This window comes from Methylobacterium oryzisoli (assembly GCF_046557895.1).
Lineage (GTDB): Bacteria > Pseudomonadota > Alphaproteobacteria > Rhizobiales > Beijerinckiaceae > Methylobacterium > Methylobacterium oryzisoli.
Genome location: NZ_JBKIBX010000003.1, coordinates 216986 through 242987 on the forward strand (window position 1 = coordinate 216986; position 26002 = coordinate 242987).

A 26002-nucleotide genomic window follows, 5' to 3' on the forward strand; every position below is an offset into this window, starting at 1 on the left:
GTCAGGCCGCCTCCCGCCCGAGCAGGCCGCTCGGCTTGACGATGAGGACGAGGGCCATGATGGCGAACATCATCCCGTCCACGAAGAGCGGGAAGCCGATCGCCCCGAAGGCCCGGGTGAAGCCGATCAGCAGGGCCGCGATGAAGGCCCCGGCGATCGAGCCCATGCCGCCGATCACCGTGACGATGAAGCTCTCGATCAGGATCGACACGCCCATGCCGGGGGTGAGGGTGCGGATCGGGGCCGCCAGCGCCCCGGCCATGCCGGCGAGCAGGCTGCCGAGGCCGAACACGCCCGCGTAGAGGAGCGTGGTGTTGATACCGAGCGCGCCCACCATCTGCGGGTTAATGGCGAGCGCCCGGATGATCTTGCCGAGCCGGGTGCGGTTGATGCCGAGCCAGAGGGCGAGGCCCGCCGCGAGCGCCACCGCCACCATGAACAGGTAGTAGCCCGGGACGAACCCGCCGGCGATCTCGACGGGCGGCAGCGCGAAGGCGTCGGGCATGCCCATCATCCGGTACTCGCCGCCGTAGAGGAGCTTCACCCCGTCGTCGAGGATCAGGATCATCGCGTAGCAGACGAGGAGCTGCATCAGGATGTCCCGCCCGTAGACGCGGCTCATGATCAGGCGCTCGAACACCACCCCGAACACCGCCACGCCGAGCGCGCCCGCCGCCATCGCGAGCAGGAAGCTGCCCGAGAGCGCGTAGGCCGTGAAGGCGAGGTAGGCGCCCAGCATGTAGAAGGCGCCGTGGGCGAAGTTGACGATCCCCAGCACTCCGAAGATCAGCGACAGGCCGGAGGTGACGAGAAACAGCAGCATCCCGACGATCAGCGCGGTCGAGACCTGCGTGACGGCACAGGATGCCGACGACAGGCAGGCGGCGAGGGCCTCGAGGTTCAAGGCGGAACTCCTGGTGAGCTGACGCGGCGGTTCGAATACGGGCGCGGGATCCCCTCTCCCGCACGGGAGAGGGGATCCCTGCGCGTCACGCGTAGCCCTTGCCCTTCTTCCACTGCGTCTCGAGTTCGACGATCTTGCCCCAGTCGACGCCGGAGAAATCCTCGACGTAGGGGGCCTTCGGCACCGTGCGGCCCCAGGCGACCGGATAGCCGATGATGGTGTGGTCGGTGTCCCGCATGGTGATGGCGTCGTCCACCGCGAAGGGGGCGGCGAGCTTCATGCCCTTCAGCTCCGCGGCGAGCTTGGCGCCCTCGGTGCTGCCGTTCGTGCGCTTGAGCGCCTCGGCGATGAACAGGCAGGCGGTGTAGCACTGCCACGCCCAGTTGGTCGGCTCGTGCTTGGCGATGCCGGCGAACCCGTCCGCGAAGGCGACGTTGGCGGGCTTGGCCGGATAGTTGCGGTTGTAGCGGTAGGCCGTGTTGAGGCCCGGCGGCAGCTGCTTGATCGCGGTGAGCACCGGCGGGTCGCCGAGGCCGCCCGAGAAGAAGCCGATATTGGCAAACAGCCGGTAGAGGTTGCTCTGCTCGATGAAGGCCACGAGGTCGCCGCCCCACAGCGCCGAGTAGATCGCCTGCGGCTTCACCTGCAGGATCTTGGTGATGCTCTCGGTGTAGTCCGGCGCGAAGAGCTTCGGCCAGACCTGATCCACCACCTCGACCGAGGGCTCGAAGATACGCGCGAATTCCAGGAACTCGGCGGTGTTGTCGCGGCCGTAGGCGTAGTCGGGCGAGCAGGTCATCCAGCGCTTGAGGCCCTTCTCCTTGGCGATCCGCGCCGCGTAGGTGCCCCCCGCCACCGCGTCGTGGATGCCCTGGCGGGCGCAGCGGAACGCGGTCTTGACGTGCAGCTTCGGGTCGGCGGAGAGGGAGGACGTCTCCGAGCAGGTGTGCAGGCACAGCACCGGCAGGTCGCGGATCACCTCGTGCACCGCGAAGGCGCCCGAGGAGGCCTCGCCGTCGATGATGATCTCGCAGCCGTCGTTGTTGATGAGGTCGCGCGTGACCTTGGCGGCCTCGTCCGGCCGGCCCTTGGAGTCGCGGTCGACGAGTTCGAGGGTGCGCCCGCCGATGCCGCCGGCCTCGTTGATCTGCCGGAAGGCGAGCTGCACCGCCGCCCGGCCCGACGTGCCGAGGATCGCGACGCGGCCCGACAGGATGGTCGGCATGCCGATCCGGATCGCCTTGGCCTGCGCCCCCGCGATGTGCGGGAACCCGGTGATCGCGGCGCCCGCCGCCAGCCCGCCCAGCACCTGCCGGCGCGATATGGCGCGCGCGCCCGTCCTCGTCGTGTCCATCTGGTTTCCGTCCCTCGTTTTATGAACCCCAATTCTTGCCACCTGGGGTTTTACGGTGGTTCTACTGGCGTGGATTGGTCGTTTGACCGTGATCCTCCGGCAAGGTCGTGGGCGAGTCAACGGAGACCGGCGCGCCGGACGCGGTTCGCCACGCCTCGCGCAGGGCCTGCCCCACGTAGGCGAGGGTGGGGGCGGCGGCCCCGATCGCCCGGCCCATGGTCAGGATGCCGTGCATCTGGTCGCCGAGGTGGAGGGCCGTGACCGGCACCCCCTCGCGCTCCAGCCGCGCCGCGTAGGCCCGGCCCTCGTCGCAGAGCGGGTCGTGGCCGCAGGTGAGCACCAGGGCGGGCGGCAGGCCCGCGAGGCTCCCGGCGCGCGCCGGCGAGGCGCGCCAGTCGCCCCGGGCGGCCGGGTCGGGGGCGTAATGGTCGATGAAGTAGCGCATGGTGGCGGCGGTGATCGGCACATCGCGGGTGACGCGCGCGTAGCTCTCGGTCGCCATGCCGAGATCGACCGCCGGATAGAGCAGGACCTGGAACGCGGTCGCGGGCAGGGTCCCGTCGCGTCCCATCAGGGCGAGCACCGCCGCGAGATTGCCGCCCGCGCTGTCGCCCCCGACCGCCAGACGCGACGGGTCGATCCCGAGCGCCCCGGCCTCGGCCGCCACGAAGGCGAGGGCCGCCACCGCATCCTCGACGGCCGCCGGAAAGGGATGCTCGGGCGCGAGCCGGTACTCCACCGCGACCACGCAGGCCTGCGCGGCGTTGGCGAGCCGCCGGCAGACCCAGTCGTGCGAGGCGAGGTCTCCGAGCATCCAGCCGCCGCCATGCAGGTAGAGGAGGCAGGGCAGGGGCTCCGGCCCGGTGCCGAGGCCGCGGTAGAGCCGCAGGCCCACCGGGCCGCCCGGCCCCGGCGCGGACAGGTCGCGCGCGAGCGCCACCGGATCGAGGGGCGGCTGCAGCGCGGCCCGGCTCGCGCTGTAGGCCTCCCGCGCGGCGGTGGGCGACAGCGCCTCGAAGGGCGGCCGGCCGGATTCCCGGATCGATCGCAGCAGGGCCTGACCATCCGGATGCAGCGCCGGCATCGCACGTCCCTCCCTCTCGACCGTCGGACGACGGTCCTTATCCCCCGGCATCCACGCGCCGGCGGCTCCGTTCGGACGCCCGGAGCGGCCTCCTCGGATGCCGCCCTCAGGTCTTGCTCCGCCGCGCTCTCCCGCGGCGAACCGGCAGCCCCGTCGTCGGACGGGGCACCGGCAGGATCACGCGGCGCGCACGGTGGCCAGGAAGCGGTGGACCTCCGCCGACAGATGCTCGGATTGCCGCGACAGGTCGGAGGAGGAGACCAGCACGTGATGCGCCGCCGTGCCGGTCTCCTCCGATGCGTGCGCGACGCCCGCGATGTTGCTCGTCACCTCCCCGGTGCCGCTGGCGGCCTGCGCGACGTTGCGCACGATCTCCTGCGTCGCCGCCCCCTGCTGCTCGACCGCCGAGGCGATCGAGGTCGCGACCGTGCTGATCTCGTCGATCCGGCCCGTGATCGCGCCGATGGCCGCGACCGCCTGATCGGTCACGGTCTGGATCTCCTTGATCTGACCGGTGATCTCGTCCGTGGCGCGGGCCGTCTGGGTGGCGAGGCCCTTCACCTCGGCCGCCACCACGGCGAAGCCGCGGCCCGCCTCGCCGGCCCGTGCGGCCTCGATCGTGGCATTCAGCGCCAGGAGGTTCGTCTGGCTGGCGATGTCGGCGATCAGACCGACCATGTCGCCGATCTTCGCCGAGGTCTCCTTCAGCACTTGGACGAGATGCACCGTCTGGCCCGCCTCGGCGACCGCGCTGCGCGAGAGCGAGGCGGAGCCCTGCACCTGGCGCGCGATCTCCTGCACGCTGGCGCCGAGTTCCTCCGCGGCGGCGGCCACCGTGCCGACATTGGCGGCGGCCTGTCCGGCGGCGGCGGCGGCGGCGCTGGATCGCGACGCCGTCTGCCCGGCGGTGGCGGTCATCTGCTGGGCGGTGGCCTGCAGCTCGGTCGCCGCCGCCGAGACCTGACCGACGATGCTCCCCACCGTGGCCTCGAAGCTGTCGGCCATCTGGCGCATCCCGGCCTTGCGCTGCTCCTCGGCCGAAGCGCGCGCGAAGGCGGTCTCCTGTTCGAGCTGGCGCGTCCGAACGCTCGCATCCCGCGACGCCTCGACGGCCGCCGCGATCGCCCCGATCTCGTTGGTGTGGGCGAGGAAGGGCACGTCGGCCGTCACATCCCCGGCCGCGAGATCGCGCATGCGCCGGATCAGCCGGTCGAGGGGACGCGTGAGCCGGGCGACGACGAACACGAGGCCGGCCAGTCCGACGAGGAGCGCGATGACGCAGAGCGCGCCCGTCAGCCACAAGGCCTGCCGGTAGGTGCCGGCCGCCTTCTCGGTGGCGTCCTTGCCGCCCTGCACGTTGAGCGTCGCGCCCTGGTTGAGGAAGTTGAGGCTATCGTCGAAGGGCGCCCGCGAGGCCGCGAAGTGTTCCTGCATCAGCGCCTGGTCGCCGGCCTTCGCGGCCGTCACGAGCTTGGCCCGCACGGCGAGGTAATCGGCCCAGCGGCGGCGGAACCCGTCCCAGAGGCGGCGCTCCTCCGGGCTGCTGATCAGGGGTTCGTAGCGGCCGGCCTCGGCCTCGACCTCCGCGAGGCGGCGCTCGAAGGTCTGCTCCAGCTCGTGGACGGGCTCGCGCGCGCTGATGTAGCGCGCGTCCACCAGGCGCAGGCGGGTGACCCTGTACTTGGTCTCGCCGAGTGCGGCGACGCTCGGCATCCAGTTCCCGGAGAGGTCGAGCGCGTTGGCGTTGACCGATCGCAGCTGGACGATGCCCGAGGCGCCCTGCAGCAGGATGGCGAGGGACAGCACGATGACGAGGCCGATCAGGGTGTGCTTGACTTTGAGGCTCATGGCCGAGTTCCTAGCGGACACGAGCAGAGCTTGACGTTGCATGCTTAAAATTCAGTTCCACACTGTGCTGATCGCCTCCGCATCTCCTTGAGTTACCGCGACCTCCGGCCGCCCTGCCGCAGCGACCACTCAGGCAGTCCTGCGACGATGATCTTGGTCTTTCTGGGCGAAATCGGGAGGATGGAGGCATCATCGCGGCTCGGGAACTCCATTCGCCTGCAGCAGTCCGCATCCGATGCGAGCGGAGCCGCCAGTCTTCGCCGTGCACGCGAGGGTCGTTTCGGCGCGAGGACGTGAGCGATGCGGGTCCGTGCCGCGGCGTCGGCGCGAGAACCGCCGGAGCCGCCGCTGCGCGGCCCACGGGACGGGCGCCTGCCACGCGGTCCGGCCATCCGCTTCCGCCCTATCGCAGCGCGAACCCCTCGTAGCCCTTCCGCGCCACCGTCTCGCAATGGGCGCGGTAGCGCGCCATGCCGCCCGCGTAGGGCATGAACACCCGCGGCTTGCCCGGCACGTTGGCGCCCAGGTACCAGGACGAGTTGGCCATCGGCAGCAGGGTGGCGTGCGCCGCCTCGTTGACGTGGGCGACCCAGGATTCGGTGGCCTCGGGCGTCGCCTCGATGCGCTCCAGGCCCTGCTCGCGCAGGTGCGCGATGCAGCGCGTGATCCATTCCACGTGCTGCTCGATGGCGATCGGCATGTTGGTGAGGACCGAGGGACTGCCGGGGCCGGTGATGGTGAACAGGTTCGGGAAGCCCGGGGTCTGGAGGCCCAGATAGGTGCGCGGCCCCGCGGCCCAGGCCTCCCGGAGCGGCCGGCCGCCGCTGCCGCGGATGTCGAGGGCGAGCAGCGGGCCGGTGAGCGCGTCGAAGCCGGTGGCGAAGACGATGACGTCGAGCGGGTAGGTGGCGTCGCGGGTGCGCACGCCCTCGGGCACGATCGCCTCGATCGGCGTCGCCTTCAGGTCGACCAGCCCGACGTTGTCGCGGTTGAAGGTCTCGAAATAGTCCGTGTCGATCGGCGGGCGCTTGGAGGCGAACGGGTGGTCGGTGGGGGTCAGCCTGGCGGCGACCTCCGGGTCCTTCACGATGCTGCGGATCTTGGCGCGGATGAACTCCGAGGCGGTGTCGTTGGCGGCCTTGTCGAGGAGGAGGTCGCGGAAGACGGCGCGGAAGCGCAGGCCTCCCCGCTCCCAGGCCGCCTCGTAGCGGGCGAGGCGCTCCTCCTCGGCCACGTCGAGGGCCGATTGGTCCGAGACGTCGAACGGGTGGCCGTTGGTGGAGGCGCGGGCTTTCTCGCGGATGGCGGCGTAGTTCGCCTTGATCTCGCGCTGGACCTCGGGCCCCATCGGGCCGTTGCGGGCCGGCACGCTGTAATTGGCGGTGCGCTGGAAGACCGTGAGGTGCGCCGCCTGCGCGGCGATCACCGGGGTCGCCTGAATGCCGGTGGAGCCGGTGCCGATCAGGCCGACGCGCTTGCCCGTGAAGTCCACGCCCTCGTGGGGCCAGCGGCCGGTGTGGTACCACGCGCCCGCGAAGGTCTCGAGGCCCGGGATCGCCGGCACGTTCGCGGCCGAGAGGCAGCCCACCGCGGTGATCAGGAAGGCGGCCTCGAACCGCTCGCCCGCCGCCGTGGTCACGGTCCAGCGGTTGCGCGCGTCATCGAACGCCGCCCCGGTCACCCGGGTCTCGAACTGGATGTCGCGGCGAAGGTCGAAGCGGTCCGCCACGTGGTTGAGGTAGCGCAGGATCTCCGAATGCTCGGGGTAGCGCTCGGTCCACTCCCAGTCCTGCTCCAGTTCGGGCGAGAACGAGTAGGAATAGTAGTAGCTCTCGGAATCGCAGCGCGCGCCCGGGTAGCGGTTCCAGTACCACGTGCCCCCGACCCCGTCGGCGGCCTCCAGCACCCGCACCGAGAGGCCGAGCCGGTCGCGCAGCTGATGGAGCTGGTAGAGGCCCGAAAAACCCGCCCCGACGATGATCGCGTCGTAGGCCCGGGCCGGACGGGCGTCGAGGATCGGCTGCTGCGCCTGCGTCTGCGCCATGGCGTCTCGTCTCCCTGCGCGGCCTCGCCCGGGCCTCGGCCCGGCGTGCCGCATCGCGCTGTCGGCGTTCTTCCTTGTGTCCCGCCCGGCGCCGGGGACCCGCGTGCGGACCCGGCATGGGGGAACGACCCGACGCTAACCCGTTGCTCCGGCCGCATCCATATCCGACACTGCGCACAACATGTGACTGGAATTCACAGGTCTCAGCCGTGGATCGCTTCGGGGAGATGCTCGTCTTCGTGCGGGCGGTGGAGGACGGGGGCTTCTCGGCGGCCGGGCGCAGCCTGACCCTGACGCCCTCGGCGGTGAGCAAGCTGATCGGGCGCCTGGAGAACCGGCTCGGCGTGGCGCTCTTCCAGCGCGGGCCGCGCATCCCGGCGCTCACCGCGGAGGGCGAGGCCTTCTACGCCTCGGCGCTGCGGGCGATCGAGGCGGTGGAGGAGGCGGAGGCCTCGGTGTTCGGCGGCAGCGCCGCCAAGGGGACGCTGCGCGTCCGCTCGATGCCGACCTTCGCCACGCACCAGCTCGCCCCGCTGGTGCCGGCCTTCCGCCGCCTGCACCCGGCCCTGCGCCTCGACTTCGTGCTCAGCATGGAGCCGGGCAACCTGCTCGACGGGGGCGTCGACGTGGCGATCCACGTCGGCGAACTCGCCGATTCCTCCCTCGTCGCCCACCGCTTCACCTCGACCCGCTGGATCATCTGCGCGGCGCCCGCCTACCTCGCCGAGCGCGGCATGCCGGCCGGCCCGGCGGATCTCGCCGGGCACGAGTGCCTGAACTTCCCCACCACCGTGCCGTGGAGCACCTGGGGCGTGCGCGGATCCACGGGTGCGCCCGCCCGGCTCAAGCCCGCCGGCAGCGTGGCGGCCAATACCGGGCAGATGCTGCTGGCGATGGCCCGCGCGGGCGCCGGCATCGTGCGGCTCGCCGAGTTTCACATCGTCGCGGACCTGCGGGCGGGCCGGCTGATCGACCTGTTTCCGGACCAGCAGAGCGAGGCCGAGGACCCGATCTACGCCCTCTACGGGCGCCGCCGGCACCTGAGCCAGCGCATCCGGGTCTTCCTCGACTTCCTCGACCGCTCCTTCTCGCAGGGCGCGCCCGCGTGGCGGCGCTCGGCCGAGGAGCGGCGGGCGGGACCGCGCGCCCTCAGCGATCCTCCCCTCAGCGATCCTGCGCCGCCAGGAGCTTGAGGTAGCGGTCGACCTCGGTGTGGTCGGCCTCCTGGCCGAGCCGCGCCAGGGCCTCGCGGGCGAAGCCCACCACCGCGTGCGAGAAGGGGGCCGGCCGCTCCAGCGCGTCGGCGAGGTCCACCGCGATGCCGATGTCCTTCGTCATCAGGGCGAGGCCGAAGCCGGAATCGTAGGTCTCCGGCAGGATGAAGGGCTTGAGCTTGTTCTCGGTGGTGTTGTTGCGCCCGGTCGAGACGTTCAGGATGTCGGTCATCACCGCGGGGTCGAGGCCGAAGGCGGCCCCGACCTGCAGCGCCTCGCAGGTGGCGATGAGCCCGGCGGCCGAGACGTAGTTGTTGAGCGCCTTCATGGCGTGGGCCGAGCCGAGGGGGCCGGTCTCGAAGATCGCGCTCCCCATCGCCTCCAGCAGCGGCCGGATCCGCTCCAGCAGCGGCCCGCCCACCATGATCGAGAGCGTGCCGGCCTCCGCCTTCTTCACCCCGCCCGAGACCGGCGCGTCGGCGAGCGCGAGGCCGGCCTCCGCGAACCGCTCCCCGAGGCGGCGGGTGGAGAGGGGGGCCGACGAGCTCATGTCGATCAGGACCGCGCCCGGCCGCATCGCGCGGATCAGCGGCGCCTCCTGCTCCAGGGCGACGCGCGCCACCGCGGCCCCGTCCGGCAGCATGGTGATCACGGCGTCCGCCTCCGCGGCGGTCTCGGCGGCGGCCGCGCAGGGGGTGCCGCCGGCCTCCGCGAAGGCCGCGAGCGCCCGCTCGGCCGGATCGTGGCCGCGGACCGCGAAGCCCGCCGCGATGAGGCGCCGGCCCATCGGCAGGCCCATCCGGCCGAGGCCGATCAGGCCGATCCGGGCCGGCGGGGCGATCGGGCGTGAATCGGCTGCGGCCACGGGCGTCCTCCCGGATGATCGTCTCTCGCCCCATAGAACGCCCCGCGCGATTGACAGACAAGTGAGGGACGGCCGAGGCTGACCGCCGGACAACGGGGCAGCCCCGAGGGAGGGAACGCGATGGCCGAGAGCGAGCAGTTCGAGAAGGGCCTGGAGGTGCGGCGCGCGGTGCTCGGCGCGGATTACGTCGACGGCAGCCTCGCCCGGGCCGACGAGTTCATGATGGCGTTCCAGCGCATCACCACAGAGTGGTGCTGGGGCTATGCCTGGACCCGCGAGGGCCTCGACCGGCGCACCCGCAGCATGCTGAACCTCGCCATGCTGACGGCGCTGGGCCGGCCGGCCGAACTCAAGCTGCACGTGAAGGGCGCGCTCACGAACGGCGTCACCGTGGAAGAGATCCGGGAGATCCTGCTGCACGCCACCGTCTATTGCGGCATCCCGGCGGGGCTCGACGCCTTCAAGGCCGCCCACGAGGTGCTGAAGGCCGAGGGCGCGGTGACCGGCGAGCCCGCCGGCCCCGCGCGCTGACGGCGGCAGGGGGCCATGGAGACCAGGGCCGTGGAGACCGGGTCCGTGGAGACCTACGAGATCCTGGCCCTGCGCTACGCGGTGCACGACCGCCCGGCGCGGGACAATTTCCTGTTCTGGCCCGAGGGCGACCCGCACGCCTCGATGCCGCTCGACTACTTCGTGTGGGTTTTGCGCAACGCCGCCCGCACGGTGCTGGTCGATACCGGCTTCGGCCCCGAGGCGGCGGCGGAGCGCGGCCGCACCCTGCTGGTCCACCCGGCCGAGGGCCTGCGGGCGCTCGGCGTCGACCCGGAGGCGGTGCGGGACGTGATCATCACGCACCTGCACTACGACCACGCGGGCAACCTCGCGGCCTTCCCGAACGCCACCTTCCATCTCCAGGATTCCGAGATGGCCTTCGCGACCGGGCGCTGCATGTGTCACGCCCGGCTGCGCGGCGCCTTCGCGGTGGAGGACGTGGTGGCGATGGTGCGCCACGTCTACGCGGGCCGCGTGCGCTTCACGGACGGCGACGCCGTGCTGTTTCCCGGCCTCTCGGTGCACCGCGTGCCCGGCCACACGCAGGGCCTGCAATGCGTGCGGGTGGCGACGGGCCGGGGCGCCGTGGTGCTCGCCTCGGACGCCGCGCATTACTACGCCACGATCGAGACCCGGAATCCCTATTCCATCACGGTCGACGTCGCGGCGACGATGGAGAGCTGGAACCGCCTCGCGGCCCTCGCGGACGGGCCGGACCACGTGGTCCCGGGCCATGACCCCCTGGTGATGCGGCGCTATCCCGCGGCGGCGGTGCCGGGCGTCGAGGCCGTGCGGCTCGATCTGGCCCCGCTCGGAGGCTGATCCCGCCCGGGACGAGACGGCTCAGCGCCGACGGCGCGCGTCCCGCCGGAAGACGCCCACGAGTTCGACGTGCGGCGAGTGCCGGAACTGATCGAGGGGCACCACCTCGGCGAGCCGGTAGCCCCCCGCGAGGAGCAGGCCCGCGTCGCGCGCGAAGGTGCCCGCATCGCAGGAGACGCCGACCACCACCGGCACCGTCGCCTCGGCCAGCCGCGCCGCCTGCGCCTCCGCGCCGGCCCGGGGCGGGTCGAACACCACGGCGTCGAAGCGGTCGAGTTCGGGCGCGAGCAGCGGGCGGCGGAAGAGGTCGCGGCGCTCGTGCGTCACCGCCCGCAGGCCGGGCGTCGCCCGGGCCGCCCGGTCGAGGGCCTTGAGCGCCCCGGCGTCGCCCTCGACCGCGTGCACCGCCCGGGTCTCGGCGAGCCGCAGGCTGAAGGCGCCCGCGCCGGAGAAGAGGTCGGCGACGCGCTTGGCCTCGCCGACCGCCGCGGCGACGAGGTCGGCGAGCATCGCCTCGCCGAGCCGCGTCGCCTGCAGGAAGCCGCCGGGCGGCGGCACCAGGGGCGCCCGGCCGGCCGGCACGACGGGCGGGCGGCGCTCCACCAGCACCTCGCCGTGCAGGGACAGGCGCGCGAGATCGAGCTCGCCCGCGAGCGCCACCAGCGCCTGCCGGGCGCGCGCGTCGGCCGGGCCGTGGCCGCGCACGTCCACGTCGAGGCCGCCTTCGGTCGCGGTCACCTGCACGTCGAGGGGCTTGCCCCCGCCGCCCAGCGGTCGGGCGAGCGCCCGGGCGACCTCCGGGGCGCGGTGCAGGGGATTGTCGGTGATCGGGCAATGGTCGATGGCGACCAGCGCGTGGCTGCGCGCCGCCATGAACCCGGCCTCGGGCCGCCCGTCGAGGCGCCGCACGTGAAAGACCGCCCGCCGCCGGCCCGCCCCGTGCGCGTCGCGCAAGGGGGCCACCGGCGCGTCGATGCCGGCGCGGGCGAGCGCCGCGGCGACGAGGCCGTGCTTCCAGGCCGCGTAGGGCTCCGGCGCGAGGTGCTGGACCGCGCAGCCGCCGCAGGTGCCGAAATAGGGGCAGAAGGGCGCGATCCGGTCGGGGGAGGGCACCAGCACCGCGTCGAGCGCGGCGCGCCGCGCGCCGCGGCGCTCCTCCGCCGGCCCCACCCGCACTCGCTCCCCCGGGAGCGCCCCGGGCACGTGCAGGCCGTCCGCCGTCACCCCGTCGCCGCGGGCGCCGAGGCGCCGGATCTCGACGTCGTTGCCGCTCATCGCGCGTCCCCCCGCACGGCGCCGAGCAAGAATTCCTGGTTGCCGTCCCCGCCCTCCACGGGCGAGGGGATCAGCCCCACGGGAGCGAAGCCGAGGTCGAGGCTGAGCGTCCGCACCGCCTCGCACACCTCGGCCCGAACGGCCTCGTCGCGCACGATGCCGCCGCGGCCGACCCGCGCCCGCCCGGCCTCGAATTGCGGCTTGATCAGCGCGACGAAGCGGGCATCGGGCGCCGTGAGGGCGGGCAGCACCGGCAGGACGTGGGCGAGGGAGATGAAACTCACGTCGACCACCGCGAGGGCGGGCGGGACGGGGAAGAGGCCCGGCGAGAGGGCGCGCACGTCGGTGGCCTCGTGCAGGGCGACCCGGGGATCGTCCGCGAGCGTGGGGTGGAGCTGCCCGCGCCCCACATCGACCGCGTGGACCCGCGCCGCGCCCCGGCGCAGCAGCACGTCGGTGAAGCCACCGGTCGAGGCGCCGATGTCGAGGCAGGTCAGCCCCGCGGGATCGAAGCCGAAGGCGTCGAGGGCGGCCGCGAGCTTCAGCCCCCCGCGCGAGACGTAAGGGTGCGGCGGGGCGGCCTCGATCCGGGCGGAGCGGGCGAGGAGGTCGGAGGGGCGGCGCACCGGCGCGCCGTCCGCCCGCACCAGCCCGGCCGCGATCGCCGCCTGCGCCCGCGCGCGGCTCTCGAAGTGGCCCGCCTCCACCAGCAGGCGGTCGGCCCGCAGCCGCTCCCCGTCCGTCATGCCGTCCTTCTCTCGCCCGCCGCCCTCTCGCTCCGTGGCCGGCGCCCTCCCTTAGAGCCGCGTCCGATCGCCTTGCAATCCGACGCGGCGCATGAGCCCGCGTCGTCGACGCGCTCGCGCCGATCCGGCATCCCCTTCGGCGCGGAGCGCGCTAGCTCACGGGAGCCAGGAGAGGAGAGGCGACCGAATGAGGATCCACCTGCTCGCGGGCGCCGCGCTCTGCGCCGCGCTTCCGGCCGCAGCCCAGCAGCCCGCGGCCCAGCCGCCTGCGGAGCCTGCCGGCCTCCAGACCTACGACGCCCCGGTCATCAACGCCAAGGGCGAGCCGATCGGCCGGATCCAGCTCCGCGACGGCGCCAACACCCTGGTGATGCGGGTGCTGATCGGGCCGGGCGGCCTGCCGCCGGGCTGGCACGGGATCCATTTCCACGCGGTGGCCAACTGCTCGGACACCGCGCGCTTCGAGCAATCCAAGGCGCACGTGAACCACGACGGGAGCAAGCACGGCCTGCTCAACCCGGAGGGGCCGGACGAGGGCGACCTGCCCAACGTCTACGCCAACCCGGACGGCTCGGTGAATGCCGAGGTGTCGAGCGAGACGCCGCTCACCGGGGAGGGCGGCCTGAAGGACGCGGACGGCTCGGCCCTGGTGATCCATGCCGGCGAGGACGACCACGCGACCCAGCCGATCGGCAACGCGGGCGCACGCATCGCCTGCGCGGTCATCAAGTGACGTCCTGCGTCACCTCGCGAAGTGACGTCCTGGTCACTTCACGAAGTGACGTCCTGGTCACTTCGCACCGAAGACCTGCACCAGGGCCGGGGTGAGGATCACCACGAACAGCACCGGCAGGAAGAACAGGATCATCGGCACAGTGAGCTTGGGCGGCAGGGCCGCGGCCTTCTTCTCCGCCTCGGTCATGCGCTGGTCGCGGCTCTCCTGCGCCAGCACCCGCAGCGCCTGGCCGATCGGCGTGCCGTAGCGCTCGGCCTGGATCAGGGCGGTGCTCACCGCCTTCACGGTGTCGAGGCCGGTGCGCAGGGCGAGGTTCTCGTAGGCGAGGCGCCGCTCGCTCAGGTAGGAGAGCTCCGCCGTCGTCAGCGCCAGTTCCTCGGCCAGCACGATGCACTGGTTGGCGATCTCGACGCTCACCCGCTTGAACGACTGCTCGATCGACATGCCGGATTCGACGCAGATCAGCAGCAGGTCGAGCGAGTCCGGCCAGTTGCGCTTGATCACGGCCTGGCGCTTGTCGGTCTGGTTCTTGAGAAAGACCTCCGGCATCTTGATGCCGACATAGACCGCCGCCACCACGATCAGGCAGCGGATGCTCAGCGGCTGATTGAGCGCCTTGAACACGAACAGGTAGAAGACCGCGAATAGGAAGAAGCCGATCGGCATCACCAGCCGGAAGAACAGGAACGCCGTCTCGGCCTGCGGGCCGCGGTAGCCCGCCGTCATCAGGCGCCGCTTGGCGTCATCGGTGGCCAGCCAGTTGTCGAGCTTGAAGCGCTCGACCACGCGTTTCATGTAGGCCTTGGGCTGGTGGCGCAGGCTGCCGCGCTGGTTCAGCCGCTCGCGCTCGCGCAGCCGGATGCGGTCGCGCTCCTCGCCGACGTTCTTCATGCGCTTGGCGAGCCGGTCGGGCTCCAGGAAGGGCTGGACCAGCGTGTAGGCGGTCGCCGCCGCGGCGATGCCGGCCAGCGCCGAGGCGAGGAAGCGCGGGTCGTTGAGGTTGTTCAGAAGCGCCAGCATCGGCCGTCTCCGGGGCGGTCCGTTGCGGGGCGCCCCTCTGAAGCGTTGCCGCCGCGGCGGTCACCGGCCCGGCAGCGGGAAGGAAGCGAGAACCCCGAGCCGGAGCGGGCCGGCTCGGGGTTCCGCTCAGATGTCGAAGGTGATCATCCGGCGCATGACGACGATGCCGACGAGCATCCACAGGCCGGACAGGACGAGGGCGATCTGGCCCACTTGCGTGGTCCACAGCAGCGCGATGTAGGCCGGGCTCGACAGCCAGCACAGCACCGCCACCACGAAGGGCAGCGAGGCGATGATCCCCGCCGAGGCGCGCGCCTCCATGCTCATCGCCGAGACCTTCTCGGACATCTTGTGGCGCTCGCGCAGCACCCGCGACAGGTTGCCGAGCGCCTCCGAGAGGTTGCCGCCCGCCTTCGACTGGATGCCGATGACGATGGCGAAGAAGTTGACCTCCGGCACCGGCATCCGCTCGTGCAGCTTGGCGACCGATTCGGGCAGCGAGAGCCCGAGCGCCTGCGCCTCCACGATCAGCCGAAATTCGCTCTTGAGCGGCTCGGGCGCCTCCCGGCCGATGATGCGCAGGCAGTCGCCGATCGGCAGGCCGGAGCGGATGCCGCGCACGATCACGTCCATGGCGTTGGGCAATTCGCGGACGAAGCGCATCACCCGGCGCTTGCGCAGGTAGCCGAGCAGCCATTGCGGCACGCCGAGCCCGGTCGCGAACGCCACCGCCAGCGTGAGGAGGAGGTTGCCGGACAGGATCAGCGCCGCGAGCGCGCAGAGGCCCGCGCCGACCGCGCTGTAGATGATGAACGTCTTCCTGGAGAGCCCGAGGCCGGCCTGCGCGAGGCGCAGTTCGAGGCTGGGACGGGACTTCTTCTCCTTGTCGTCGAGGTCCTTCAGGCTCTTGGCGACCTGTTCGCGTCGGTTCACCGCCTGGATGCGCTCGCCCGCGTTGCGGCGGCCGATCACCGCCTGCTGGCGCTTGGCCGGCCGCGCCTCGCTCGGCAGCAGGGGCACGACGACCGCGTAGGCCACGCACGCCGCCGCCACCGCGCACAGCCCGGCCACCATGAGGGTCTTGGGGTCGCTCACGCCCGTCTCCCGCTGCAGGGCCGCGCCATCACGGCGCCTCCGCCGGCTCGCTGGCCTCGGCCGCGTCGAGGGCGGCGGCGAGCGCCCGCTCCTCGCCGTAGTAGCGGGCCCGGTCCCAGAAGCGCGGGCGCCCGATCCCGGTCGAGCGGTGGCGGCCGATCAGCCGGCCGTTCGCGTCCTCGCCCTGCACCTCGTAGACGAACAGGTCCTGGGTGATGATGACGTCGCCCTCCATCCCCATCACCTCGCTGATGTGGGTGATGCGGCGCGAGCCGTCGCGCAGGCGGGCGGCCTGGACGATCACGTCGATCGAGCCGGCGATCATCTCGCGGATGGTCTTGGAGGGCAGGGAGTAGCCGCCCATCGAGATCATCGACTCGATGCGCGACAGGCACTCGCGGGGCGAGTTGGCGTGGAGCGTGCCCATGGAGCCGTCGTGGCCGGTGTTCATGGCCTGCAGGAGGTCGAACGCCTCCGGGCCGCGCACCTCGCCGACGATGATCCGCTCGGGCCGCATGCGCAGGCAGTTCTTGATCAGGTCGCGCATGGTGATCTGGCCCTGGCCCTCGAGGTTGGGCGGGCGAGTCTCCAGGCGCACCACGTGGGGCTGCTGCAGCTGCAGCTCGGCCGCGTCCTCGCAGGTGATGATGCGCTCGTCGTCCTCGATGTAGCGGGTGAGGCAGTTCAGCAGCGTGGTCTTGCCCGAGCCGGTGCCGCCCGACACCACCACGTTGCAACGCACCCGCCCGATGATCTGCAGGATCCGGGCGCCCTCCGGCGAGATCGAGCCGAAGCGCACCAGCTGGTCGAGGGTGAGCTTGTCCTTGCGGAACTTGCGGATGGTGAGCGCGGGCCCGTCGATGGCGAGCGGGGGGGCGATGACGTTGACGCGCGAGCCGTCCGGCAGGCGCGCGTCGCAGATCGGCGAGGATTCGTCGACCCGGCGACCGACCTGGCTGACGATGCGCTGGCAGATGTTCATCAGCTGCTGGTTGTCGCGGAAGCGGACGCTGGTCAGCTGGATCTTGCCCGAGACCTCGATGTAGGTGCGGTTGGCGCCGTTCACCATCACGTCCGCGATGTCGTCGCGGGCGAGCAGCGGCTCCAGGGGGCCGTAGCCGAGCACGTCGTTGCAGATGTCGTCGAGCAGGTCCTCCTGCTCGGCGATCGACATCACCACGCTCTTGAGGCCGATGATCTCCGTGACGATGTCGCGGATCTCCTCGCGCGCGGCATCCGCCTCCAGGCGCGCGAGCTGCGCGAGGTCGATCGCCTCGATCAGCGCACCGAAGATCATGCTCTTGGTGCGGTAATACTCTTCCGAGCGCCCGGTCTCCACCGCCACCGGCGCCTCGCGCGCGCGGGGCACCTCCCGGTGGGGGACCGTGTCCTGGAACACCGGGGCGGTGGCCTCCGCCTGCGGCGGGGGCGCCGCCGGCCGCGCTGCCGCGACGCTCTGGACGCTCGCTCCGGGTCTCCTGCCGAACATGGGTGCTGCCGGGCCTTCTGCGGTCGTGGGTGGGCCGCGCGTGGCGGTGGACCGCGTCCCGCCACGACCGGCGCGGGATCGCGGCCCGGCCTTGGTCCGGCGCCGCGCTCGCGGCGCGTCCGGATCGCGGCCGGGGAGGGGCCCGAGCGCACCGGCCCGGGGGGCTGCGCTCGGGCGCTCGTCGCTCATCCCTCCCGCCGAACCGGCGAGAGGGATCAGCCGCGGCGTCCCGCGCTCAGGACGCCTTGCGGCGGGTGAGCTTGGCGAGGAGGGGCTCCAGCATGCCGCCCCTCGACCGCTTCACCTCCGTGCGTCCCAGGATTGCGGCCGCGAGGTCGGAGAGGATCTCGTTGATCTTGTTGCCGGCCTGCACCTCGGAGAGCATCTGGCCGTTGTTGGCGGCGGCGCCGAAGAGCTGGGGCTCGAACGGCACGGAGGCGGCGGTGACGTCGAGCGCCTTGCAGAACTCGGCGACCGCGATCTCGGGCCGCTTGGGCATCCCGACCTGGTTGAGCACGAGGCGTGGGGCGCGGTCGTTCGGGCGGGTCTGCCGCAGCAGGTCGAACAGGTTGCGGGCGTTGCGCAGCGAGGCGAGTTCGGGGACCGCCACCACCACGATCTCGTCGGCGCCGATCAGCAGCCGCCGGTTCCAGGCCGTCCAGACGTGCGGCACGTCGAGGACGATGCAGGGCACCGTCGCACGCAGGATGTCGATCACCCCGTCGAAGGCGCTCTCGCCGAAATCGGCGGTGCGGTCGAGGGTGGCGGGGGCCGCGAGCAGGCTGAGGTTGTCGGTGCACTTCGAGAGCAGGCGGTCGACGAAGTTCGCGTCGATGCGCTCGGGAGCGAACACCGCCTCCGCCACGCCCTGCGGCGGGTCCTGGTTGAAGTTCAGTCCCGCCGTGCCGAAGGCGATGTCGAGGTCGGCGATCACCGTGGAGGTCGCGTGGTCGCGGGCCACCGACCAGGCGAGGTTGTGGGCGAGCGTCGAGGCGCCCACGCCGCCCTTGACCCCGACCACCGCGACGGTCCGCCCGACCGGCTCGGCCCCCGGCTCGGCGTAGAGGTCCGACACCGCCGTGATCATCGCCACGGGATCGATCGGGGCGATCAGGTACTCGCTGACGCCGCGGCGAATGAAGTCGCGGTAGAGCAGCACGTCGTTGACGTGCCCGACGACGACGACCTTGGTGCCCGGGTCGCAGACCTCCGCGAGGGCGTCGAGCTGGGAGAGGGGGTTCCCGCGCCCGCCATGCAGTTCGAGCACCAGCACGTTCGGGGTCGGCGCGGTGCGGAACGCCTCCGCGGCGGCGGGCGCGCCGCCCATCTGCACCTTGAGGTGCGCCTTCAGCATGCGGCGGTCCTCCGCCGCGGCCTCGATCACCGCCGCGACGTCCGGCGTCTCGCAGAAGGCCTGGATGGTGATGCGCGGGACCGGGGCGATCACCCGCTCGGCCGTGTCGGTCCTGTCAGGCATGGCTGGCTCGGGAAATCCGGCTCGGGGAAGGGGACACGAGAGAGGGGCGACGGCGCAGGGCGACGCTCGCGCGGGTCACTGGCCGACCTGTTCCTTCACGCTGGCCGTGCCATCCTGCTTCCAAGTGGTTGACGGATCCTTGTTGGTGCGCAGGTCCTGCAGGTCGCGGGTGCGCGTGACGGTGTCGATCCGGCCCTCCTGGCGGCCGCGCACGAGGTCGACCGGATCGGCGACTTGGCTCGCGACGTTCGACTGCATGGCGCAGCCGAGATTCCAGTGCGGCGCGTTGCGGAAATTGACGCCCGGGTCGCTGACGCCGAGATCGTGCGGCCACAGCCCGCAGGCCCCGGCGACCTTGGCCTGCATGCGCTGGAAGCTCATGCGCACGGGCGCGGCCACGGACGGGTTGGCGACCGGGTAGGGGGCGACCACGATCTCGCGCGCCGCGATGCCGCGGGAGACGGCGCGCTCGCGCAGGAGCGAGGCCGTGCGGGCGACCGCGGGACCTGCCACCTGCGAGCCGCGCGGCACCTCCAGCACCAGCACGCCGCGGCCGTAGCGGCGGTATTCCAGCAGGAAGGCGTCCACGTCGTCGGCCTGGCGGGGATCGACGTGGCCGAGCCCGGTGACGAAGACGTCGAGGTTGCGCGGCGTGTCGGCCAGGACGATCGGGTGGCGCCCCTCCACGGTGGTGGGCAGCGTCGAGCCGGTCGTCGAGACCCGGTTCGACACGCAGGCGCCGAGCGTGAGGGACAGCAGGGCCAGGGCGGCGGCGTGGCCGGGCCGGCGGAAAGGGCCGATCATCGCGGGAATCCGTGTACGCGGGAGCAGGGGGGAGCCGGATCAGTCGGTGATGAAGCCGAAGCGGCCGCGATAGGACTTGGAGGCGAGCGGGGCGGCGCCGACCACGCCGTAAAGGCGGTTGAAGCGGCCGAGCAGCACCGCCTGCCCGTCGGTCGCCTCGACGAAGCCGTCGTCCGGCCGCTTGGCCTGCGCGGTCTCCATCGCCTTGGCGATGTAGGGGGTGACCATGATCATCAGCTCGGTCTCGTCGCGCTGGTAGTCGCGCGAGCGGAAGAGGGCGCCGAGGACCGGCAGGTTGATCAGGCCGGGCAGGCCGGTGATCGCCTGGCGGTTCTTCTGCTGGATCAGGCCGGCCGTCATGATCGTGGCGCCGGAGGCGAGTTCCACGGTCGTCTCCGACTTGCGGACGGTGAAGCCCGGGACCGCCGTCGCCTCACGGCCCACCACGTAGGAGAACGAGTTCTGCTGGTCGATCTCGGTGACGTCGGTGCCGACCCGGATCGAGATGCGGTTCTCGCTCAGCACCACCGGCGTGAAGCTCAGGCTGACGCCGTAGGGCTTGAAGACGATGCCGGGCACGCAGTTGGTCGTCGCGCCCACCGCGGAGGCGGTGCAGCTCAGGCCCCCCGGCACCGCGATCTCGCCGCCCGCCGTGAACTTCGCGGCCTCGCCGGAGATCGCCGTCAGGGTCGGCTCGGCCAGGATGCGCGAGACGCCCGCCTGCTCGAACGCCTTGAGCGTCGCCTTGAGGCCGTTGCCCGTGAAGCTGCCATCGGGATTGAGCGCCCCGATCACCCCCGCGATCTCGTTGCCGGCCGGGAAGCGGCCGGCGTTGAGGCCGAGCGGCGCGGCGTTGTTGAAGTTGAGGCCCGACCACGTGCCGCTGACGTTGATGCCGAACTGCTTGAGGATGTTGCGCGACACCTCGACCACGGTGACGCGCAGCATCACCTGATCCTTGCCGCGGATCGTGATGTTGTTGATCACCGCGCCGCGGGTGAGGCCGCCGGCGCCGCCGCCGGCGGCGCCGATGCCCACGAAGGCGTTGGCGATATCGATCGCCTGCTGGGCCTCCGAGGAGGAGTTCACCGTGCCGGTGAGCAGCACCGACTCGCCCGCCGGGCGCACGTCGAAGCGCGCGCCGGGCAGGCTCGAGGCGAGCGTCTGGCGCAGGACGTTCAGGTCGCGCCCCACCGTGACGTCGAGGGCGGCGATCTGCCGGCCCTCCGCATCCATCACGAAGATCGAGGTGGCGCCGTTCTCCACCCCGATGACGAACACCTTGCGGGTGGAGCGCACCACGGCGTTGGCCACCTTGGGGTTGGCGACGAACACCTCCTTGGCGTCCCGCGGCAGGTCGATGACCAGGGAGCGCCCCTGCGTCAGGTCGATGCGGCGCGAGACCTCGGCCTCGTCGGGGCCGACGGCGAGGATCGGGGCCGGGGTCACCGCCGCCCCCGGTCGGGCGCCGACCGGATCGGCGCCGAGGAGGGAGGCCGCCGCCAGAAGGCCGGCGGCGAGACCGGAGAGTAGCGGCCGGGGGGCGGGAGCGAGGGTCATGAACGCGGTTGTCCTGGACGCGGGCGTCTGGAAGGCGGTCGGCATCAGCGGCGGGGTGCCTGGCGGGCGACGCCGTAGCGCACGACCGTGACCGCGGATTCGGTCTGCGGCTCGGCCACCTCGGGCTGGGCGCGTCCGGCATCCGAGAGGCTGCGCAAGGCGAGCGAGAGCTGCCCGACCTTCTGGGCCAGGGTGATCTGCTCGGTCTGGGTGGGGGTGAGTTCGAGGGTGGCGGTGTCGCCCGTGACGACGCGCTCGCCGTTGCGCTCCTGCACCGTCTGGCCCACCGCCAGCACCCGCACGTTCGTCAGGATGGTCTCGGAGACCTGCACGTCCGTGCCGGTGGCGCGGGACGCCTCCTCGTCGCGATAGGTGCGCAGCACGTCCACGCGGTCGTTGGGCAGGATGAAGCCGCCGGCGGTGTTGCTGCCGCGGGCGTCGATCGAGATCGCCACCGCGCGCATGCCGCTGGGCAGGATCGCCGACAGGAAGCCCGACCCGTTGGCGCGGATCAGCTTCTCGCGCCGGATCGGCTCGCCGCCGAGGAAGGGCGCGCGCACGAAGGATCCGACCGTGTCCTCCAGGGCGTTGGGCGCCTGGGCGCGCTGCAGGAAGCCCTCGTTGAGCGCCCCCTTCGGCCAGGCGAGCCAGCGCATGTCCGCGGCCTGGAGCGTCTGGCCCATCGGCAGGTCGGCGGCGGCCACGAGGACGTCCACCGTGTCGGCCGCGACCGGCGCCGCCGGAACGGGCTGGGCCGGCGGCGGCGGGGGCGAACCGCTCATCATGTAGAAGGCCAGGAGGCCGGTGACGCCGGCGACGCCGAACAGCAGGGCGCGGGAGGACTTCATGGACGAACCGGTCCGGGCATGACGGCATCGCGCCGCCGACCCGCCGAGATCACCATGCATTCCTCAAATTAGGGTTAACCGTTTCCTGCCTGCGACTTGGATGGTCTGTCCGATGCCGGGCCGGGCACCGACGACCTGACCGAGGGGATTGATCAAGCCGGCAGGGCCGCGCGCCAGAGAGGGGCCATGGGGCAGATGACGAGCGCCGATGCGGCGAGCGCGATGCCGTAGGGAACGCCCGTGCGCCGGTCGTGGAGGCGCCGTGCCCAGGGCCAGCCGACCGCGAAGCCGGGCAGCGGGTAGGTCCGGGCCTGCATCAGAAGCAGGGTGAGCACCCCGCCCGCCAGCGAGGCGAGCAGGACGTAATCGGCCAGGACCTCGAAGCCGAGCCAGAGGGCCGTGGCGGCGGCGAGCTTGGCGTCGCCTCCGCCGATCCAGCCGAAGGAGAACATCGTGAAGGTGACGAGGAGCGTCAGGGCGCCGGCCGCGCCATGGCTGCCCGCCTCGGCCCAGCCCAGCCCGAGCGTCAGCGCGGCGACCGGGAAGGTGGCGACGAGCGCGAGCGACAGGCGGTTGGGGATCGTCATCGTCAGGAGGTCGCTCGCGGCCGCGTAGGCCATGAGGAACGGGAAGACGACGAGCAGCGCGATGCTGGCCATGACGGGCTCCGGGGCAGGGGCGGCACGGACCGGCCGCTCGCCGGCACCGCCGGGCAGGGGCGCGGAACGCGCGCAGGGGCGGACTGGCCCGGGCCGCCCCGGACCGATCCGACCCCTGGTCAGCGCGATCAGTTCGCCTTGTTGCCGATCTCGCCAGCCACCTTGTTGAACATGTTGCCGATGTTGCCGCCGACGGTCGTGGCCGCGGCGATCAGCGCGACGGCGATCAGGGTGGCGAGGAGCCCGTACTCGATCGCAGTGGCGCCGCTCTCGTCCGAGACGAAGCGCTTCATCAGAGTCTTCATGGAACTCGATCCTCGACTGATTGGCCTCTGTGCAATTCCGCCGACACTCGCTTCGGCGTCGTCCGGAACTGTTGTCAGACTAGGCCGCGCGCGTTGAGGTTGGGTTAAAGCGACTCTCGAACATCGGGCGGCACCAGGGAAAGCAGCGCGTGGTTAACGATCCGCAGCCGCCCGGACGAGGCCGCCATGCTCACCCGCGGCGGGCGGGACGGGAGCGGATTAGGGGTTCCTCAACCATCCTGCCGTCTTGATGGGATCCGACCGTTCCTTCGTCGCCCGGGACCCGAGACGATGCGCCCGCAGCCCCGCCGCCCCCGCCGCCGCACCGTGCGCGGCCTCGCCCTGCTCCTCGCCGTCTGGGCGCCGACGGTCGCGGCCGCGCGCGATGAGGCGGGCACCGCCGGAGCGGTCGTCTCCGTGTCGGTCGACAATGCCAAGATCATCCGCCTGCCCGAGCGGACCGCCACCGTGGTGGTGGGCAACCCGATCATCGCCGACGTCTCGCTGCAGCGGAACGGCATCGTCGTGCTCACCGGCAAGAGCTTCGGCAGCACCAACCTGATCGCTCTCGACGGGTCCGGGACGATGCTCGCCGAATCCTTCATCACCGTGCAGGCGGCGGGCTCCTCGGTGGTGACGGTGCAGCGCGGGCTGGAGCGCGAATCCTATTCCTGCACCCCGGCCTGCCAGCCGGCGGTCCAGCTGGGCGACGCCCAGCGCTACTTCAACGAGGTCAGCGGCCAGGCCGGCCAGCGCAACACCATGGCGCAGCAGCGCTGAGCCGCCCGCCTCGGGCACGGCTCGGCGCCATCCCGGTTCCGCCGGAGGCCTCGCTACGCGATCGGCGCAACCCTTCCGCAAGGCTTTGCACCTAGCCTCGGGCTCAGCGGCGCCGATGGGTCTGCCGCGCGAGTGCCCCGCATGATCCCGCCCTTCGTGCATCGCCTGCCCGCCCTCGCGCTCCGCCGGGCGCGGCGCTTCGGTCCCGCCCGGCGCGGCGCCGTGGCGGTGGAGTTCGGGCTCATCGCGCTTCCCTTCGTGGGGCTGCTCGCGGCCATCACCGAGACGGCGCTCGCCTTCTTCGCCGCGCAGATGCTCGACGCCACCGTCGCGGATGCCGCCCGCCAGATCTATACCGGGCAGTTCCAGAACTCCCTCCAATCCGGCACCTTGACCGCCGAGAAGACGCTGGAAAAATTCCGTGACATCGTCTGCACCAACCGGGTGACGATCTTCGACTGCAGCAAACTGAAGATCGACATCCTGCCGGTGACGGATAACGACAGCTTCACACCGAAGAGCCCGATCGACGCGCAGAAGAAGACGTGGCGGGAGGGCTTCGGCACCAACTACAAGAAGCCCGATCCGAGCCAGATCGTGCTCGTGCAGGCGGCGGTGGAGTTCCCGGTGTTCTTCGGCGCCATGAACCCGATGACCCTCACCAACGGCATGCGGGTGCTGCAGACGACGGTCGCGTTCAGAACGGAGCCCTACCAGTGATCCTCGGGCGGATGAGCCGACCCCGCAGGAGGGGCATGGCGGGCGCGCGGCGGTCGTTCCTCCTCGCCTCCGACGGCGTCGCGGCGGTGGAGTTCGCCATCGTGCTGCCGGTGCTGCTGTGGCTGTATTTCGGGGCGAGCGAACTCGCCCAGTACATCAACAACAGCCGCAAGGTGACGCTCGCGGCCCGCACCATGGCCGATCTCGTGGCGCGCGACACGGGCACCATGACGGCCGGAACCCTGGAGACGATCATCCGGGCGAGCAGGGCGGTGCTGGCGCCCTTCAATCCCTCGACCGCGACCTTCGTGATCAAGACCGTGGGCGTCTACAGCGCGGACGGATCGAAGGCCAAGATCTGCTCCAGCATCGAGAGCAAGGGCACCGACGTCACGCCGCTCTACCGTTCGCCCTCCCCGTCGCAGACCGTGCCGAAGGTGCCGGACGCCTACAAGGCCGACGGCGCCCGCTACATCGTCGTCGAGATGGAGATGACCTACACCAAGATGCTGGGGCCGTTCTTCGCCCCGGTGCCCCTCAACGCCCTTCACGAGCGGATCACCTGGCCGGTCCGCGGCGGCACGGCCGTCAACAGCAGCACCGGCAGCCCCGAGATCGTGCTCCCGGGCGGCAGCGCCTGCTCCAAGAACTTCTGAGATCGCACCCCGCGAGATCGGCCCCGTCCGCGTTCCGCTTCCTCGATGCCGCATCGTGCCCGCGGCCGAACCGTGGGAACCTCGGCACACGGCGGGGCAGAGACCGCGAGCCGAGCCAGGAGGAGGTCCCTTGCTGCTCTACGAGCACCCCCTCTCGTCCTACGCGCAGAAGGTCAAGATCGCCCTGCGCGAGAAGGGCGTCGCCTTCACGCCCGAGGTGCCGGAGACCTTCGGGACCGGCCGCGGCGACGGGCCCTTCGCGGCCGCCAATCCGCGCACCGAGGTCCCGGTCCTCGTCGACGGCGACGTGGCGATCTTCGACTCCACGGTGATCGTGGACTACGTCGAGGAGCGCTGGCCCGAGCCGCCGCTCCTGCCGCGCGACCCCGCCGCCCGCGCCTTCGCGCGCCTGACCGAGGAGGTCTGCGACACGCAGTACGAGGCGGTGAACTGGGGTTTCGGCGAGGTGCTCTGGTTCCGCCGCGCGACCGGGGCGCTGACCGATCACCTGCGGGCGCAGGCGGCGGCGCAGACGCAGGCCCTGCAGGCGTGGCTCGCCGACAGGCTCGGCACCGCGGCGTGGTTCGGCGGCGACCGCTTCGGCCGGGCGGACGCGGCGGTCGCCCCGATGCTCAACCGCTCGGTGCATTACGGCCTGGGACCGACCGCGGACGGCGCGCTCGCCCGCTGGCACGCACGGGTGCGCGAGCGGCCCTCCGTGGCCGCGACCTTCGCCGAGTTCGACGCGGCGGCGGCCCGCATGGCCGAGTCCGCCGACCTCTACACCACGGGCGGACGCCGCCGGGAATATCGCGACCACCGGCTGGAATGGATGATCAAGTCCGGGGGCGTCGCGGTGGTGCTGGCTGGCCTGCGCGACGACACCATCCGCTTCCCCTGGCCTGAGGCCTCGCGCGGCGGGTCGGATTGACCGCGCGAGAGGCCGGGAAGACCTGGACCGGGAAGACCTGGACCGGGAATACTTGAGCCGGAAAGACCTGGGCCGTGAGGACCTGGGCCGTGAGGACCTGGGCCGTGACGCGGGACCCCGGCGCTGCAGGATGGCGCGGCGGCGGCGGAGGGCACGGCGCAAAAGGGGTACGCCTTTCGCATCCGGCGCGCGATCCGGTGGATTCGCCCGCGTC

The 26002-nt window shown here is 72.0% G+C and carries 25 protein-coding genes; 8 read left to right on the plus strand and 17 right to left on the minus strand.

The genetic code is table 11. The features are described 5' to 3' along the window. Position 1 precedes the first annotated feature (1 nt). The 5 genes from ACKUB9_RS05290 to ACKUB9_RS05310 all read right to left on the minus strand — a co-directional run bounded on the left by ACKUB9_RS05290 (position 2) and on the right by ACKUB9_RS05310 (position 7234). A complete protein-coding gene (locus tag ACKUB9_RS05290) occupies positions 2-904 on the minus strand; it encodes a branched-chain amino acid ABC transporter permease (protein ID WP_407520032.1) in 903 nt (300 codons plus the stop codon). A gap of 85 nt (positions 905-989) precedes the next feature. Continuing rightward, positions 990-2258 (minus strand): ABC transporter substrate-binding protein, encoded by a 1269-nt coding sequence (locus ACKUB9_RS05295; RefSeq protein ID WP_407520033.1) that lies wholly within the window; start codon positions 2256-2258, stop codon positions 990-992. 61 nt (positions 2259-2319) lie between these two features. After that, the gene (locus tag ACKUB9_RS05300) at positions 2320-3342 is read right to left on the minus strand and encodes an alpha/beta hydrolase (protein WP_407520034.1); all 1023 of its coding nucleotides are present in this window, start codon (positions 3340-3342) and stop codon (positions 2320-2322) included. A 177-nt stretch (positions 3343-3519) separates the two neighbouring features. Beyond that, positions 3520-5190, minus strand: a complete 1671-nt coding sequence (locus ACKUB9_RS05305; protein WP_407520035.1) for a methyl-accepting chemotaxis protein — start codon at positions 5188-5190, stop codon at positions 3520-3522. Between the two features lie 403 nt (positions 5191-5593). After that, the gene (locus tag ACKUB9_RS05310; protein WP_407520036.1) at positions 5594-7234 is read right to left on the minus strand and encodes a flavin-containing monooxygenase; all 1641 of its coding nucleotides are present in this window, start codon (positions 7232-7234) and stop codon (positions 5594-5596) included. Positions 7235-7443: 209 nt separating this feature from the next. Here ACKUB9_RS05310 and ACKUB9_RS05315 point away from each other — a divergent pair, with 209 nt between their 5' ends. Beyond that, the gene (locus ACKUB9_RS05315) at positions 7444-8427 is read left to right on the plus strand and encodes a LysR family transcriptional regulator (protein WP_407520037.1); all 984 of its coding nucleotides are present in this window, start codon (positions 7444-7446) and stop codon (positions 8425-8427) included. Here the strand turns inward: ACKUB9_RS05315 and ACKUB9_RS05320 are convergent. Beyond that, positions 8399-9313 (minus strand): NAD(P)-dependent oxidoreductase, encoded by a 915-nt coding sequence (locus tag ACKUB9_RS05320; RefSeq protein WP_407520038.1) that lies wholly within the window; start codon positions 9311-9313, stop codon positions 8399-8401. The two genes, ACKUB9_RS05315 and ACKUB9_RS05320, sit on opposite strands and share 29 nt — an antisense overlap. 120 nt (positions 9314-9433) lie before the next feature. On the opposite strand from ACKUB9_RS05320, the gene ACKUB9_RS05325 reads away from it, so the two are divergent. Together ACKUB9_RS05325 and ACKUB9_RS05330 are read left to right on the plus strand one after the other, a co-directional pair. Next, the gene (locus tag ACKUB9_RS05325) at positions 9434-9844 is read left to right on the plus strand and encodes a carboxymuconolactone decarboxylase family protein (protein WP_407520039.1); all 411 of its coding nucleotides are present in this window, start codon (positions 9434-9436) and stop codon (positions 9842-9844) included. Between the two features lie 15 nt (positions 9845-9859). Beyond that, entirely contained in the window at positions 9860-10687 is an 828-nt protein-coding gene (locus tag ACKUB9_RS05330) for an N-acyl homoserine lactonase family protein (protein WP_407520040.1), read from the plus strand. Positions 10688-10708: 21 nt separating this feature from the next. Here the strand turns inward: ACKUB9_RS05330 and ACKUB9_RS05335 are convergent, their stop codons facing one another. Beyond that, a complete protein-coding gene (locus ACKUB9_RS05335; RefSeq protein ID WP_407520041.1) occupies positions 10709-11962 on the minus strand; it encodes a class I SAM-dependent RNA methyltransferase in 1254 nt (417 codons plus the stop codon). Then, positions 11959-12708, minus strand: coding sequence for a TlyA family RNA methyltransferase (locus ACKUB9_RS05340; protein WP_407520042.1), 750 nt, complete (start codon positions 12706-12708; stop codon positions 11959-11961). The genes ACKUB9_RS05335 and ACKUB9_RS05340 overlap by 4 nt, the downstream gene beginning before the upstream one ends. 187 nt (positions 12709-12895) lie before the next feature. Here ACKUB9_RS05340 and ACKUB9_RS05345 point away from each other — a divergent pair, with 187 nt between their 5' ends. Then, on the plus strand, positions 12896-13441 hold the full coding sequence (locus ACKUB9_RS05345; RefSeq protein WP_407520043.1) for a superoxide dismutase family protein: 546 nt from the start codon (positions 12896-12898) through the stop codon (positions 13439-13441). Positions 13442-13498: 57 nt separating this feature from the next. Here the strand turns inward: ACKUB9_RS05345 and ACKUB9_RS05350 are convergent, their stop codons facing one another. The 9 genes from ACKUB9_RS05350 to ACKUB9_RS05390 form a co-directional block, all read right to left on the minus strand. Next, positions 13499-14464, minus strand: coding sequence for a type II secretion system F family protein (locus tag ACKUB9_RS05350; protein ID WP_407520044.1), 966 nt, complete (start codon positions 14462-14464; stop codon positions 13499-13501). Positions 14465-14590: 126 nt separating this feature from the next. Next, complete coding sequence (locus ACKUB9_RS05355; protein WP_407520045.1) at positions 14591-15559, minus strand: type II secretion system F family protein; 969 nt, start codon at positions 15557-15559, stop codon at positions 14591-14593. A gap of 28 nt (positions 15560-15587) precedes the next feature. After that, on the minus strand, positions 15588-17048 hold the full coding sequence (locus tag ACKUB9_RS05360) for a TadA family conjugal transfer-associated ATPase (RefSeq protein WP_407520046.1): 1461 nt from the start codon (positions 17046-17048) through the stop codon (positions 15588-15590). A 235-nt stretch (positions 17049-17283) separates the two neighbouring features. Next, positions 17284-18525 (minus strand): CpaE/TadZ family protein, encoded by a 1242-nt coding sequence (locus ACKUB9_RS05365; protein ID WP_407520047.1) that lies wholly within the window; start codon positions 18523-18525, stop codon positions 17284-17286. A 75-nt stretch (positions 18526-18600) separates the two neighbouring features. Continuing rightward, positions 18601-19329, minus strand: a complete 729-nt coding sequence (locus ACKUB9_RS05370) for a CpaD family pilus assembly protein (protein ID WP_407520048.1) — start codon at positions 19327-19329, stop codon at positions 18601-18603. 39 nt (positions 19330-19368) lie between these two features. Then, positions 19369-20889 (minus strand): type II and III secretion system protein family protein, encoded by a 1521-nt coding sequence (locus ACKUB9_RS05375; RefSeq protein WP_407520049.1) that lies wholly within the window; start codon positions 20887-20889, stop codon positions 19369-19371. Positions 20890-20933: 44 nt separating this feature from the next. After that, positions 20934-21737 carry a Flp pilus assembly protein CpaB gene (gene cpaB, locus ACKUB9_RS05380; protein WP_407520050.1) on the minus strand — a complete coding sequence of 268 codons (804 nt, stop codon included), beginning with the start codon at positions 21735-21737 and terminating at the stop codon, positions 20934-20936. 152 nt (positions 21738-21889) lie between these two features. Next, the gene (locus tag ACKUB9_RS05385; protein ID WP_407520051.1) at positions 21890-22396 is read right to left on the minus strand and encodes an A24 family peptidase; all 507 of its coding nucleotides are present in this window, start codon (positions 22394-22396) and stop codon (positions 21890-21892) included. Between the two features lie 128 nt (positions 22397-22524). Then, positions 22525-22701 carry a Flp family type IVb pilin gene (locus tag ACKUB9_RS05390; RefSeq protein WP_407520052.1) on the minus strand — a complete coding sequence of 59 codons (177 nt, stop codon included), beginning with the start codon at positions 22699-22701 and terminating at the stop codon, positions 22525-22527. A gap of 291 nt (positions 22702-22992) precedes the next feature. On the opposite strand from ACKUB9_RS05390, the gene ACKUB9_RS05395 reads away from it, so the two are divergent. From ACKUB9_RS05395 to ACKUB9_RS05410, 4 genes are all read left to right on the plus strand, one after another. After that, complete coding sequence (locus tag ACKUB9_RS05395) at positions 22993-23481, plus strand: pilus assembly protein N-terminal domain-containing protein (RefSeq protein WP_407520053.1); 489 nt, start codon at positions 22993-22995, stop codon at positions 23479-23481. Positions 23482-23622: 141 nt separating this feature from the next. Further along, complete coding sequence (locus ACKUB9_RS05400; RefSeq protein ID WP_407520054.1) at positions 23623-24201, plus strand: TadE/TadG family type IV pilus assembly protein; 579 nt, start codon at positions 23623-23625, stop codon at positions 24199-24201. A 35-nt stretch (positions 24202-24236) separates the two neighbouring features. Then, positions 24237-24857: a TadE/TadG family type IV pilus assembly protein gene (locus ACKUB9_RS05405; protein WP_407520055.1), complete on the plus strand. Its 621-nt coding sequence runs from the start codon at positions 24237-24239 to the stop codon at positions 24855-24857. Between the two features lie 130 nt (positions 24858-24987). Continuing rightward, positions 24988-25788 carry a glutathione S-transferase family protein gene (locus ACKUB9_RS05410; protein ID WP_407520056.1) on the plus strand — a complete coding sequence of 267 codons (801 nt, stop codon included), beginning with the start codon at positions 24988-24990 and terminating at the stop codon, positions 25786-25788. Positions 25789-26002: the final 214 nt, after the last annotated feature.